The organism is Oscillospiraceae bacterium, from assembly GCA_015065085.1.
Classification (GTDB): domain Bacteria; phylum Bacillota; class Clostridia; order Oscillospirales; family SIG627; genus SIG627.
The window spans coordinates 16,138-29,371 of the sequence record SVQW01000019.1; the positions used below are offsets into that span (position 1 = coordinate 16,138).

General features: G+C 44.8%; 11 protein-coding genes. 5 read left to right on the forward strand and 6 right to left on the reverse strand.

Features of this window, described 5'->3' with window-relative positions; all coding sequences use genetic code 11:
• Positions 1-17: 17 nt before the first annotated feature.
• The 6 genes from E7588_10060 to E7588_10085 form a co-directional block, all read right to left on the reverse strand.
• A complete protein-coding gene (locus tag E7588_10060) occupies positions 18-416 on the reverse strand; it encodes a hypothetical protein (protein MBE6689596.1) in 399 nt (132 codons plus the stop codon).
• Positions 385-1,953, reverse strand: coding sequence for a hypothetical protein (locus E7588_10065; GenBank protein ID MBE6689597.1), 1,569 nt, complete (start codon positions 1,951-1,953; stop codon positions 385-387). Before E7588_10065 ends, E7588_10060 begins: the two co-directional genes overlap by 32 nt.
• 30 nt (positions 1,954-1,983) lie before the next feature.
• Positions 1,984-2,175 (reverse strand): hypothetical protein, encoded by a 192-nt coding sequence (locus E7588_10070; GenBank protein MBE6689598.1) that lies wholly within the window; start codon positions 2,173-2,175, stop codon positions 1,984-1,986.
• A 208-nt stretch (positions 2,176-2,383) separates the two neighbouring features.
• A complete protein-coding gene (locus E7588_10075; protein MBE6689599.1) occupies positions 2,384-3,088 on the reverse strand; it encodes an N-acetylmuramoyl-L-alanine amidase in 705 nt (234 codons plus the stop codon).
• Between the two features lie 2 nt (positions 3,089-3,090).
• Positions 3,091-5,034, reverse strand: coding sequence for a hypothetical protein (locus E7588_10080; GenBank protein ID MBE6689600.1), 1,944 nt, complete (start codon positions 5,032-5,034; stop codon positions 3,091-3,093).
• Positions 5,035-5,188: 154 nt separating this feature from the next.
• A complete protein-coding gene (locus tag E7588_10085; protein ID MBE6689601.1) occupies positions 5,189-6,070 on the reverse strand; it encodes a hypothetical protein in 882 nt (293 codons plus the stop codon).
• Between the two features lie 160 nt (positions 6,071-6,230).
• On the opposite strand from E7588_10085, the gene E7588_10090 reads away from it, so the two are divergent.
• The 5 genes from E7588_10090 to E7588_10110 all read left to right on the forward strand — a co-directional run bounded on the left by E7588_10090 (position 6,231) and on the right by E7588_10110 (position 13,104).
• Positions 6,231-6,506: a helix-turn-helix transcriptional regulator gene (locus tag E7588_10090; GenBank protein MBE6689602.1), complete on the forward strand. Its 276-nt coding sequence runs from the start codon at positions 6,231-6,233 to the stop codon at positions 6,504-6,506.
• Between the two features lie 291 nt (positions 6,507-6,797).
• Positions 6,798-7,643 carry a hypothetical protein gene (locus tag E7588_10095; protein ID MBE6689603.1) on the forward strand — a complete coding sequence of 282 codons (846 nt, stop codon included), beginning with the start codon at positions 6,798-6,800 and terminating at the stop codon, positions 7,641-7,643.
• 246 nt (positions 7,644-7,889) lie between these two features.
• Positions 7,890-10,172 (forward strand): ABC transporter ATP-binding protein, encoded by a 2,283-nt coding sequence (locus tag E7588_10100; protein ID MBE6689604.1) that lies wholly within the window; start codon positions 7,890-7,892, stop codon positions 10,170-10,172.
• An 18-nt stretch (positions 10,173-10,190) separates the two neighbouring features.
• On the forward strand, positions 10,191-10,829 hold the full coding sequence (locus E7588_10105; protein ID MBE6689605.1) for a DUF1854 domain-containing protein: 639 nt from the start codon (positions 10,191-10,193) through the stop codon (positions 10,827-10,829).
• Between the two features lie 31 nt (positions 10,830-10,860).
• Entirely contained in the window at positions 10,861-13,104 is a 2,244-nt protein-coding gene (locus E7588_10110) for an ABC transporter ATP-binding protein (GenBank protein MBE6689606.1), read from the forward strand.
• Positions 13,105-13,234 lie beyond the last annotated feature (130 nt).

A 13,234-nucleotide genomic window follows, 5' to 3' on the forward strand; every position in this document is an offset into this window, starting at 1 on the left:
AAATCATCCTTTCTTTTTCAGTTCCAGTGTTTCATGGAATCAACAATTCTGTCGTAATTCTTTCTCACCTGATCACGGGTCATTTTTGATACCTCGTCACGGGTGAAATATTGCTTTGTGTCCCCGCTGTTTTTTACGGCAGGGGGAGTTTTGAGAGAATTTTCGGCGTTCTTTTCAGTCGCCGCACGCTCCTCAATGGCTTTTTTGGTAAGTGTTATGCAGTAGGCGCCCAAAAGGGTTTCGCCCTTTTCCACAAGCTCCCATACCTCATCGGGCATATCCTCGATTTTTATGTCGGGGAAAACTTCCCACAATCGGTCAAGCTCTCTTGAAACATGCTCCTTCTGCTGATTTTCAAGTCGGAGCATTTCAAGCTCCTCCTTCTCACTCATGCTGTTGCTGTCCTTTTCCTTCATAATTACTCCTTTCAATGTTTTGTTTTACCTGCTCGATAAGCTCGGTTTTTCTGGGGATTATTCCGTCGGGCAAACGCTCCAGATAGCTTATGAAGTCAATATGACCGTTTTTGAGAAGCATATCCAGTGTGTTGACCGCCGAAATTTCACTCCAGTAGGTGGATGCCCCCGCATCGATAATGCAGGAGAAAAGCGCATCCCTGAGGTGGTCGGTGTTGATGGGAGTGTGAACTGTTTCACCGTTTTCACGGTACATAAGCACACGTCCCGTGCCGTAGTAGCTGAGTATGTAGTCAAGCCATATCATTCCCAGCTCCTCCGCCAAGCAGAAAAGTGCTCTGCGCTGATTTTCCAGCGGTATTGCCGAGGTGTTCTGCAAAGCAATAATAGCTGAAGTGTTTTCCGGGGCAACCTCGCCCAGCGCCGCATCGGTAGCACCTAAAAGGTCCTTTGTGATGCTCATTGTCATGTTTATTACATCCAGAAATCCGCTTTGCATTTCGCCCGGATGCACCGTAGCAACGGCGTTTTCCACATTTCCGTTGACCGCAATGGCTTCGCCTACGGTGTTGGTCCATTCGTCAATAATATTGGAATTGTAGATTACCTTGGAGAAGGAAACGTTCATCATGTGCTTCATAACCATGGCAAACGCCTTGTTTATGTACACCTGATTGTCGATCATTCCCGTGGCAACCGCCTGGCCGTGATATGAGTTTTTGATTTTATCCCAGTTCATCATGCACACGGGATAACGCGAAAGCCCTGTATCCGTTTCGGGAATAACACGGGAGTTTTTGGTGCTTTTACTGAAAAACACTCTGCCGTCCTTTTTGTACAGCTTGATTATGTAACCGCATTTTGTGTCCTCCAGCTCGGTTTTGCCATAGTCTCCGAAGGTGTCCTGAACCTCTCGGTCGCCCGTGATACGGACATATTCCTTTTCGGGTATACCGCTTTCCTTCGCCTCATCTCTCAGGCGTGAGGCAAGGTCTCTGCCCGAAATTATAATGTAGGGCTGGCTTTGCACATCGTGCGAATTGACATCTCCGAAAAACACCTGCGTGCTGTCAACAAGCGAGGTTACAAAGTCTCCGTTGAAGGAACGTGCCGTTTTTTTGGCGTTATCCCAGCTTACGTACAGAAACATGTCTCCGCTGAGCGCCGCGTCCAGAAGCCCTTCGCGCAAAAGCTGCATTATTCCGTCCTTTTCAAAACGGTAATTCAGATACGCCGAAATGACGCCTGCCGCCTTTTCCAGCTCCTTTTCGTTTGTGCCCGTCATGTCTCCCAGAGTGTGGGCTTCAAAACTGAAGGAAATGTTCTGGGACGAGATGGAAGAAACAAAATAGTTTATAACACGCTTGAAAATGTTGAATACGGGAGTGGGAAGACCGCCCGAATTAACACCGTGCCACTGGTCTCCGCGGTAAAACCGCTCGTTTTTGTCAATAGTGCTGTAAAGCCCGATTTTTCGGTTATAATCCTTTCCGGCTTCGTACAGGTCCCAATCGCTTAAAAATTTTTCTTTGGACATTACTGCTCCTTTCTTTAAGGATTTTTGTAGTTATTTGCGGTGGTCGTAGCCGATAATGCTCTGCCAGTCGCCCACTTCGCCTTTTTCGGTGCTTTTTTTGCAGAACAGCCCCGTGGAGCCGTTCTTTCTGAGTGCTACACCGTCACTTACACCCAGACGGTAAATCAGAATACCGCATGCCATAAAGACAAGTGCCGCGGCAGAGGCAAACCATAATGTCATACATCATCCTCCTTTTAAAATATTGTCCTGCTGTATATGTAATAGCCCGGACGGCGGATGTCAGGGGACGTCGCTCACGTCTCTTTCCATCCGAGCGATACCGCCTTGACCGCCATGATTGTAGCACATCCGCGGCATGACATTCAATGACATTTCGTAATGTTTTACTATTTTTCGTAAATAAACTCGAAAAAAATAAATCCGTCGGTTATTTCATTTTTGCCCATAGCTTTTTCCAAAGCTCATGTGAATAGGGGTAAGCGTCAAGATAACGTCGCGTCTCGTCGCTGAAACCGCATTTTTTGCACACCTCATGGGCGAAATCGGTGTACAGATTGTCATATACATCTCTTACAGCGTTTCTGAAGGTATCCATATTCCAGCCGTATTTCTTTAGCCAGTGGTCGATGTCGCCGTGATTTGATGCGTAACCCAGACGGTGCGCCTCGGCATGGGACAGAATGTTTTCGGTGTCCAGTGAAAATTTGTGACACAGATATGCACAGTATTCAACTGCCGCCGATATTGCAAGCTCAAAGTAGCGTTTATCGCTCAAAGAATCCTCACATACCTCAAACTGAATGTAACTGCTGTTAAGGCTTCCTTTTGTGCCGCTTGAGCATCCCCAGCACTGCATGGTGTAGGGCAGAATGTTGGCAACCCTCACATCTCCGTTTATATCCCTGCCGATAAAGGCATGAACGCAAACCTCGCGTCCGCCCGGCTTGGGAGTGTTCCAGTGATTGCCCATATTGTTTACACCAACAAGGGCGGGGGAGTCCACGTAACGCTTTAAATTCGGATTGTTCGCACCTGTTGAATGGACTACAATTCCTTTTGGTATAAGCGGTTTATTTGCCTTGTAGCAGTTATTTAATACGGCATATGCCGTTATGATGTCCTTTTCTGTCATGTTTACACCTCAAGGCTTGCATTTTCCGAATAATTAAAGCTTTCCGCCTCGTCCATGTCATGGAAAAACCCGATGTATTTAAAGAATACCGCCACACCGCCCTTTGAGGTGTTGGGAATGTCAAAGCGAAGATCCCTGACCGCATTATCCCATCCGTTCACCTGCGACATATCCAGTATAATATCGTGCCACTCATTGTCGGGAGTGATGCCGAAGGTTATCCGCTTTTCCTCGTCAATAGAATATGAAGCCGCGGTAGAAAAATAAATTTTGGCATCGTAGTTGCTTGGCAAGGTACCGTCAATTCGGTAACGAAGCTTTATAAAGGGATAAACCGTACCATCCAACGGCATGGCGAATTTGTGGTTGAAAACAGGGTCTACACCCGTGGAAACCACCTTCATACAGCGGTCGTAACAGCCTAGCGTGATTTGATTGTGAGAGGTCACAAATTTTGTTATCCTGCGGTAGTTGTCAAAGGTGTACAGATAATCGTCATCATAAGGCGAAACAAATCTGCCCGAGGCATACACATTTCCGCTTTTGTCAACCGACATAATGTTTTTGCGGTCATATTCCGAGCTTCCCCAGCCTACAATTAAAGCTTTATCGGGGTCATCCGCATTATGCTGACCCGTGATAAACTGATAGGAGCCCGAAGAGATGTTTTTGTAACCGTGAACTATGTTTCCGCTGCCTTTGACATTGTGATATCGTCCGCTTATGTCGTTAAAGGCGCCCGATACCTCATTTGTACCGCCGGTGACAGTGTTGCTTTCGCCGTCCACCTTGTTATATCGTCCTGTCACCTGCTGATAAGAGCCTTTGACAGAATTGCCGTAACCTGAAATCAGGTTGAAATCGCCCTCCCCGTTATTCTGAGAGCCGGACACAAAGCTGCTTACACCACTTAATTTGTTGTGGTAGCCGCTTCCTATACATGCGCGGTCAACCGAGGTCTCAAACCCCGACACAAGACTTGCATAGCCTGCCTTACATCCTCTGCCGAACACTGCGGAAAAGTTACCCGCGGCAATATTGTCACGTCCTGCGGCAAAGGAGGAACGACCTGCCGCCACATTGCCCTCACCTGCACTGAAGGCGGATTTGCCAAGAGTTATTACACCTGTGTTGGGCTTTGACGGTACACACAGTGTATAATCATCCTCTTTCGGATTGGAAGCCGCCTCGGTGAATGGAAGCTCCCTGTCATAAAAGATAACATCTCCCGCAATTGCTGTTATCTTGGCGCACAAAATGTAGTGACTTCCATTGATAATGGAAAATTCATCGCCTATTTCATAGTCGGGTGTTGCAACTCTCTGGGTATGCTCCAGCTCCAGATAATTGTCGGCAATAATGGGTGTTACCTGCTTGTCGGTCAGATATATTCTTTTGCCCTTGGTGGCTATGGCGTAAATGTAATATGCCTTTCTTCCGGCAGTGTTGCTGTCTCCCAGTGCGACAGAATAATCTTCGATGGCATTACAGTTCTGTGCGTTTGCGGAATGTTCCCCCTTTCCCGGTACTATCAATCCGTGTGTGAATCCTACGTTTTGAGCTATCTCTCTCAACTGCTCCGCCACGGTAGGCGAGGGTGTACCGCCGTTTTTAGGCACGCCGTCGCTTCCGCAGGGCAAAACAGGGTAGCTGAGCACATTGTGGGTTGCCTTTACGGAAATTCTTTCACCGCCGTCTGATGAAATGCCTTTTATGCCCACCGTAAATTCACCTTCTGTCAACACCTCGTGAGGCACGGCAACCTTGTCTTCATTGCTTTCCACCTGAATACATACGTCACCGTTTGTAAAGATGTAGGACTTGTTCAGTCCCTCCCATTCGGGCGAAAACTGCGCCTCAAGGAATAAAAAATTCACCGCGCCCGACGCTATCACGGGTGTGTTGAGCTTGTGGGCGCTTTGTCCGTCAATTTTGATTTTTATCATAAAAACCACTCCTTTTTATTAAATTTTATTTAACGGCACTCTAATGATATCACACCGCAAGCATGACATTCAATGACACATTGGTTTGAAATAAAAAATTCCCCCGGGCAGTCTGTACGACTGCTTGGGGGAATGCCGCTTATTGCTTCTGAAGTTAATTTGAAAAGTACCATGCTTTATATTCGTCGGCAAGATCCTTGTACAAATTGTTAATTCGACCAATATGTTCTGAAAAATTGTTGATTGTCACATTGCCGCTTTTGAAAAAGTCAAATTCTTTAAATATTTCCTCAAAATATGGAAGTGCACTGTGCATATCGGCATAGTCAATGCATAAGTTATATGCTTGATTGCAAGCCTCACGCGAAAGCGATATGTAGTCAAAAACGTAATTTACATAAGTTTTATTCTGTGTTTTTATATAGGATGTCATGCTTTTGATAGCGGAAGTTGTATTTTTGATAGCAAGTTGAATAAACTCAATGAACAGTGTTTTCGACTTTTCGGTCGAATGACTGAATTTCGCCTTATAAAACTTTGTTATACCCTGCTTTTCACTTCTGGTATTCAAGCCGTCAACCCACATTTTCAATGCGGCTTCATCGGGAACCCACTGTACATTTCCGAACATTGTAAGCTCTTCCATCGGTATCATGGTGAAGCCGTTGATGGCGTAGGAGGTAAGCTTTTGATCGTTGGCAAAAACCTTTACCTCTGTTTCAAGGGTATCGGCAAATTTAGAGCCGCTTTCGCCTTCCTTTTTAAAACTCATCTCGTTGACGTGTGCAGTGTTTGCTCTTGTGATGCTTAATGTCATTGTTGTTCCGTCCCAATATACATTAAAGCCGAAATTAGCCAAATCTTCAGCTACTATGCATGACTGACCGTTAACGGCATAGGAGGGGATTGCATAATTGTTGATGTATGCAACGATACTTGTGTGCAGTGCCACACCGTTAACATCACCAACCTTGGCGTGTGCGGGGATAATTAACATCAGCGCCAACATCAACAGAATAACGAATGCTTTTTTCATAATATTGTCCTCTTTCTTTTTATGATTGTATTAACTGCAATATTTATTTGCAAAATATTATCAGCAATACGTTAATGTAACGTAATTATATCACAAAAATATGATAAAGTCAATACGTTACATTAAAGTACTTTTTGTTTTTCGGGGAGAAGAATTTAAAATGAAGAAAATTGAGTTCAATAACAATAAAAATATCATATCCGCACGTCTGAAAAAGGCGAGAACCGAAAAAAGACTGTCGCAAAGCGAGCTTGCGGTAAAATTACAGCTTCATAATATCAATATCGACCAGCAGATGATAAGCAAGATAGAGAATAACGAAAGACAGGTTACCGATTACGAACTGGCGTGTATATGTAAATGCCTGAACGTTAAAGCGGAATGGATGCTGGCGGATTTCGAGGTGCATGCGGAGCAGATATTTTTCAGTAAATAACATTCAATGACAAATCCGCAATTCATAATTGAGGGAAGAAAACACTTTGTATTTTCCTTCCTGTTGTCATTCTGAACGAAGTGAAGAATCTTTAAACCGTAACGCAGTTAAAAGAAGCTTCAGCTTCAATGCTTTACCGCTTTGCTCAGCATGACGCGGAGTAAATTGATGGTTACGAATTGTAATCTGCCCTTTTTTTATAAATTCATCTCAAAATCATATAAATTTTGAAGGACTATTGACATATTGGAATTTATACTCTATAATTAAGTAAAAACAATAGGAGGTTATATCATGAAAGTTGGATTTATAGATTATTATCTGGACGAATGGCATGCCAATAATTACCCCAAAATGCTCAAGGAGCTTTCGGGCGGCAAATACGAAGTGGCATATGCCTATGCAAAAATCGACAGCCCCAAGAAGGGCGGTCTGACAAGCAAGCAGTGGGCTGAAAAGTACGGCGTACAGCTGCTTGATACCATTGAAGAGGTTATTGAAAAGAGCGACCGTCTCATTGTGCTTTCTCCCGATAACCCCGAAATGCATGAGGAGCTGTGCAAGCTTCCCCTTGCGTCCGGTAAGCTGGTTTACGTTGACAAGACCTTTGCTCCCGATAAGGCGACCGCAGAGCGCATCTTCGCTCACGCAAAAGCCAACAACACCAAATGCTTCTCCAGCTCCGCACTCAGATTTACCACAGAACTGGCTGAGTTCAATAAGGACGACATCAAGAACATTTACAGTGAAGGTCCCGGTGTGCTGGAGATTTACTCCATTCACCAGATCGAACCCATCGTATGCCTCATGCAGTGCCGTGCAAAGAGAGTTATGTTCACGGGTGATAAAACTCATCCTGCCGCAGTTATTGAATTTGAGGGCGGAAAATTTGCTCACATGTATCAGGCAGACTGGATCCCATTCCGCCTGACAGCTGTTAATGAGAAAAATGCCGCAACCGTACATCAGATTCAGTCCGAGTACTTCCCTCTGTTCCTCAAGGCTCTTATCGAGTTCTTTGACACAGGCATTGTACCCGTTCCCGCAGAGCAGACAATAGACGTTATTGCTATCCGTCAGGCAGCTCTTATGGCGGCGGAAAAGCCCTTTACCTGGATTGACATAAACAGCCTTTAATACTTAAAAACAGAAAATCACTTATGGCTTTTGCCATAGGTGATTTTTTTATGTGTGACTATTAATTAAGCAGTGTATATTTGATATCTGTATGTAGATTTTAATTACCTTTTTTTGTGCAAATGTAATATAATCTGTTTTTTTTCAAAAATACTATTGCAATTTTTTCAAAATGTGGTAGAATGAGGCTGAAAGAAAAGAAAAACCACTTCGGTTCCACAGTATTTACGGAAAGAAGGTTATGTGATGTTACCGCTTGATAAGCTTCCCGAGGGGCTTTACGATGCTGCGAAGGAGCAGGGTATTGACGCGGACGGAATTGAGATGTGTCTCGGTCTTGACCTCAATATGAATGCGGCTTTCGGAGAGTGCTGGCTTATTGTTACCAGGGAAAATTTCTTCCGCTTTGAAATTCCGGATAACATGGCTTGCGCAGGTGAAATAAAATCATCGCGTGATAAAAATCCCGAGCGCTTCAAAAGTGCCGTGACTGTATGCCATAAGATTTGTGATCTTGAGGAACTTGCAATTGATAACTTTGTGTCCTCAAACCGTCTTGTGGCAAAAAAAGACGGCGAAACAATCATTCTCGCCTATGCCACCAACGCCAAGAAGCAAAAGCTTTTTGCCATGATGGAAATTATAGACCGCTGGAAAAAGGGGGAAAATGTGCCTGAGGATGACCCCATATTCGAGCAGTTCAATAAATTCTGTCCTAAGTGCGGCAGACCCTATAACGACCCCAAGCGTAAAGTGTGCCTTAACTGTCTCAACGAGGGAGCAATATACGGCAGACTTTTCAGATATTTCGCGCCCTACAAAAAACAGCTGGCGGTAATTATTGCCTGCCTTTTGCTCCAGAGCGTAATAACCCTTGTCAACCCGTATTTCGGCGGTGTTTTCCTGTATAATGAGGTTTTGGACCCGTCCGGAAGATTTGCCGGAAATATTGCGCTTGGTGTGGGAGCGGTGTTCTTCACAGCACTGGCAACCCAGGTTACTGCCATACTGCGTGCCCGTGCCAACTCGGAAATGTCGGTAAGCGTTACGCTGGATATGAAAATGGACATTTTCACTGCCATGCAAAGGCTGTCTTTGTCATACTTCAATAATAATCAGACAGGACGTCTTATCACCCGTGTTGACTATGATGCGGCAAGAATACGTGCCTTTTTCACCGACAATATGCCATCGCTTATTGTTAATGTGATTACCTTTGTAACCGCCGCCGTGGTGATGTTTACTGTCAAGTGGCAGTTGGCGCTGATAGTGTTTGTGCCTGTACCGATAATTGCGGTGTTTGTAAAAAAAGCATTCCCCAAGCTGTGGAAGTCCTTTACCATGCGCTGGCGCAAAAGCTCGGCTCTCAATGCCATGCTGGGTGACAGCCTTACCGGCATTCGTGTTGTAAAGGCGTTTGCAAAAGAGGATGTCGAAACCCACCGTTTTTCAAAATATGTTGATGCATACGCCAAGGCCAATCTGCGCGTCAATGCACTGCATCTTATGATTTTTCCCACCATCGGACTTCTGATGAGTATCAGTGTTCAGACCATCTGGGGCTTTGGCGGGTTTATGGTAATGGGCGATACCATGACCTACGGTGAATTCCTTACATTTATTGCCTATACCTCTATGATACTTAACCCGATCATATTCTTCACAAATATTTCGGAATCCTTCACTGACATGGCAAACTCCGCTCAGCGTATGTTTGAGGTGCTGGATGCGGTGCCTGAAATAACCGAATCGGAAAATCCCGTTTCTCTGCCGGATATGAAGGGAGAAATAGAGCTCAAAAACGTGTCCTTCTCCTATACCCCCAACCGCCCGATACTTAAAAATATGAGTATGAAAATCGAGGCAGGTACCTCCATCGGACTTGTTGGTCATACGGGAGCGGGTAAATCCACCATTGCAAATCTCATAACCCGTCTTTACGATGTAAACAGCGGAAATATATACATAGACGGCGTTAATATCAAGGACATCGAGCTTCAGACACTCAGAAAGAAAATGGCAATAGTTTCTCAGGAAATATTCCTTTTCCGCGGAACAATAGCCGATAACATCCGCTATGCCCGTCCGGATGCCACAATGGAAGAGGTAATTGAAGCCTCAAAGGCCGCCAATGCACATGATTTTATCATAAATCTGCCCAGCGGATATGAAACGGTGGTAGGTGTGGGAAGCCGTTCGCTTTCAGGCGGAGAACAGCAGAGAATATCCATTGCCCGTGCGCTTCTTCTTGACCCCTGCGTGCTTATTCTTGATGAAGCTACTGCCGCCATGGATACCGAAACGGAAAGACTCATTCAGCAGGCATTGGCGCGTCTCGTAAAGGGCAGAACCACCATAACCATTGCCCACCGTCTTTCCACGCTTAAGGATTGCTCGATCCTTTATGCCATAGAAAACGGTGAAATTGCCGAAAGCGGTTCACATGCAGAGCTTATTGCCAAAAAAGGTATTTATTATAAGCTGTACACTCTCCAGAGCGAAGCAATGAAAAAAGTAATAGGAAACTGACATATATAACCGACATATATGAGGGAGGTATTTATTATGCCCGTAGCAGAACAAAAGAAAAACGCCAACGAAAATCAGCTTCCCGCCGCTGACATTGAAAAAGAAGGCGAGGATAACGAAAAGCTGTTTGAGCCCTCGCGTATTTCAATCGACCTTACACCCGATAACATAAAATTCATCCGTTCCCCCGGCAATCTTATCAGCATTGACTTTATAAACCATAAGGGAGAGAAGGAGTTTCTTGAAAGAATCGTAATTTTTCGCTCGTTCCCCATCACAAACCCGAATGAATTCCTGTCGGTGCGTGAGCCGGATTCCAAAAAGATGGGCAGGGGCAAGGAAATCGGTATGATACGCCGTCTCAGCGATTTTGACCCCGAAACACAGTCGCTCATAAACGAAGAGCTCGAACGCCGCTATTTTTCTCCCACCATACTGAAAATACGCAGTATAAAGGAAAAATTCGGCTATACATACTGGGATGCCGAGACTACCTCGGGTAATGTTACCTTTATTCTGAATAACCCCTTCAGCAATATCAGAATACTTGAAGACGGCAGAATATTCATCAGCGATATGGACGGTAACAACTTCCAGATACCCGACCCTAAAAAGCTGGATGCGGCAAGCTACAAGAAAATAGAAATCTATCTTTAATTATTGAATAAAATTCAATAGGGGATTTTATATGAAACTTTTATTTGAGATGCCCCGTGCCGATGCCGAGGCATTTGAAAAGCAAAGCGGCGGACAAAAGCTTTTGTATTGTGTGCCCTTTACCATACATGAAAAAAGGTTTGTCAACGGCTTTCTTGCAATAACCAAAGAAAAAATAATAAAAATACTGGACGGCGAGGTTATAGCACAATACAATATTTCCGGAAGCTGTGAATATAAGGTGGATGCCATGTACGGAAGCTGTGGATTTTTCGCCAAAATTGACGGCAGCACCACTCTTATAGCGCAGTTTGTGGCAGGCCGTCATCTTGCACGGTATTTAGTTATCTGTAAGGCATGCCAAATGCTGTCGGATGAGCCGTCGGAAAACACCATTACCAACAGCGAGCCGGAGAAATTCTGCCCCAAATGCGGCAGACCCTTTGTGACCAATACAAACATCTGCCCCTTCTGCCTTGACAGAGCGGAGGTCTATAAAAAGCTGTGGGCATTGACAAAGGGCTTGAGATTTATGATATTTTCGCCCTTTATCTTCTCATTCGTGCTTCTGGTGCTGGGCTTTGTGGACCCGTATCTGCAAAAGCTGGCGGTCAATGAGTTTTTCCGCCCGTATGATATAGCCTATACACCGACAGGTGCCCAGTACGGCGCCTTTATATGGCTGGTTACCGCTATTGTCGGAGTGGCGATATTGAGCCGTGCCGTCTCAATTCTTCAATCACGTCTTTTGGCTGTGGCGGCAGGTAAATTTTCGGTGGTGCTCAAAACTCTGCTGTATGAAAAAATCCAGATTCTTTCTCTTGGCTCCATACAGAAAAAATCCACCGGCGACCTTATGGGACGTGTCAATAATGATACCGCTATGGTGGAAAGCTTTATTGTAAATACCTTCCCCCATATTTTCATACAGATTGCCTCACTTATAGGTGCGGCGATATATCTTGCGTTTATTAATCTTACCATGACGCTGTTTGTCATAGTTCCCGTCCCGTTGGTTCTGTTTCTTGTAAAGGCGTTCTGGAGCTTTATTCAGCGCAGAAACCTTAAGGTATGGTACGCGGGCAGACGTTCTAACCATCTTTTGCAGGATATTCTCAACGGAATCCGCGTAGTAAAGAGCTTCGGACAGGAGGAAAAGGAAATAGAGCGCTTCAAGCAGGCAAATATCCGCCATTCCAAGCTTGAAACCGAAAATCAGAAATACTGGAATACTCTTTTTCCAATACTCACCTTCACAGTGGAGCTGGGCAGATACCTTATTTTGCTGTACGGAAGCTTTCAGGTGTATAAGTTCAACACCTCCCTCGGGCTTGGTGGAGGTATGAGTGTGGGTGAGCTTCAGCAGTTCACTGCACTTGCGGCATATATATATTCTCCGCTTATTACCCTTACGGGAATCCCGCGCCAGATTTCCTCCTTCCTTACCTCCGCAGGTAAGATATTTGAAATACTGGAGGAGCACGAGCAGGTCTCCGATATAGGACTTCCCATAGATATCAACATCGAGGGCGATATATCCATACAAAATGTAACCTTCGGCTACGAAAGCTACGATCCGGTGCTTGAAAACGTTTCGCTGGAGATAAAGAAAGGCGAAATGGTGGGTATAGTGGGACATTCGGGTTGCGGAAAAACAACTCTCATTAACCTTATAATGCGTCTGTACGACGTAAATGAGGGTGCCATTTATATAGATGAGGTTAATATTAAGGATATTTCCCAGGCCGCTTTAAGACGTCAGATAGGCGCCGTTTTGCAGGAAACCTTCCTGTTCTCGGGCACCATACGCGATAATATCCGCTATGCAAATCCTCATGCCACTGACGAAGAGGTCATAGCTGCGGCAAGAATAGCCAATGCACATGATTTTATTGTAAATCTTCCACAGGGCTATAACACTATTGTCGGTGAAAAAGGTTATTCGCTTTCGGGAGGCGAGCGTCAGCGTATAGCTATTGCCCGTGCCGTTATTCACGACCCGCATATCCTCATACTGGACGAAGCAACTGCGGCGCTGGATACCGAAACGGAAAAGCTTATTCAGGACGCCATCAATAAGCTTGCCGAGAACCGTACCACCATTGCCATTGCCCACCGACTTTCCACCCTGCGCAATGCAGATAAGCTTTTGGTACTGGATAAAGGTAAGGTTGCCGAGTTCGGAACACATGATGAGCTTTTGGAGAAAAAGGGAATTTACTATAAACTCGTCATGGCTCAGCGTGAAATGGCACATAAAATTATATCTACATAGTATGGATATTTTGCATAATGCTAAAAACACACAAATTTATTGTTTACAAAAAATTCATAAAAAAAGTTGAAAAAACTATTGCCTTTTTTTGAAGTATGTGATATACTACTAGCGTATCAGAAGCATAGTC

Coding starts and splice junctions, on each gene's coding strand:
- E7588_10060 (MBE6689596.1), bottom strand. CDS start 416: ATGAAGGAAAAGGACAGCAACAGCATGAGTGAGAAGGAGGAGCTTGAA.
- E7588_10065 (MBE6689597.1), bottom strand. CDS start 1,953: ATGTCCAAAGAAAAATTTTTAAGCGATTGGGACCTGTACGAAGCCGGA.
- E7588_10070 (MBE6689598.1), bottom strand. CDS start 2,175: ATGACATTATGGTTTGCCTCTGCCGCGGCACTTGTCTTTATGGCATGC.
- E7588_10075 (MBE6689599.1), bottom strand. CDS start 3,088: ATGACAGAAAAGGACATCATAACGGCATATGCCGTATTAAATAACTGC.
- E7588_10080 (MBE6689600.1), bottom strand. CDS start 5,034: ATGATAAAAATCAAAATTGACGGACAAAGCGCCCACAAGCTCAACACA.
- E7588_10085 (MBE6689601.1), bottom strand. CDS start 6,070: ATGAAAAAAGCATTCGTTATTCTGTTGATGTTGGCGCTGATGTTAATT.
- E7588_10090 (MBE6689602.1), top strand. CDS start 6,231: ATGAAGAAAATTGAGTTCAATAACAATAAAAATATCATATCCGCACGT.
- E7588_10100 (MBE6689604.1), top strand. CDS start 7,890: ATGTTACCGCTTGATAAGCTTCCCGAGGGGCTTTACGATGCTGCGAAG.
- E7588_10105 (MBE6689605.1), top strand. CDS start 10,191: ATGAGGGAGGTATTTATTATGCCCGTAGCAGAACAAAAGAAAAACGCC.
- E7588_10110 (MBE6689606.1), top strand. CDS start 10,861: ATGAAACTTTTATTTGAGATGCCCCGTGCCGATGCCGAGGCATTTGAA.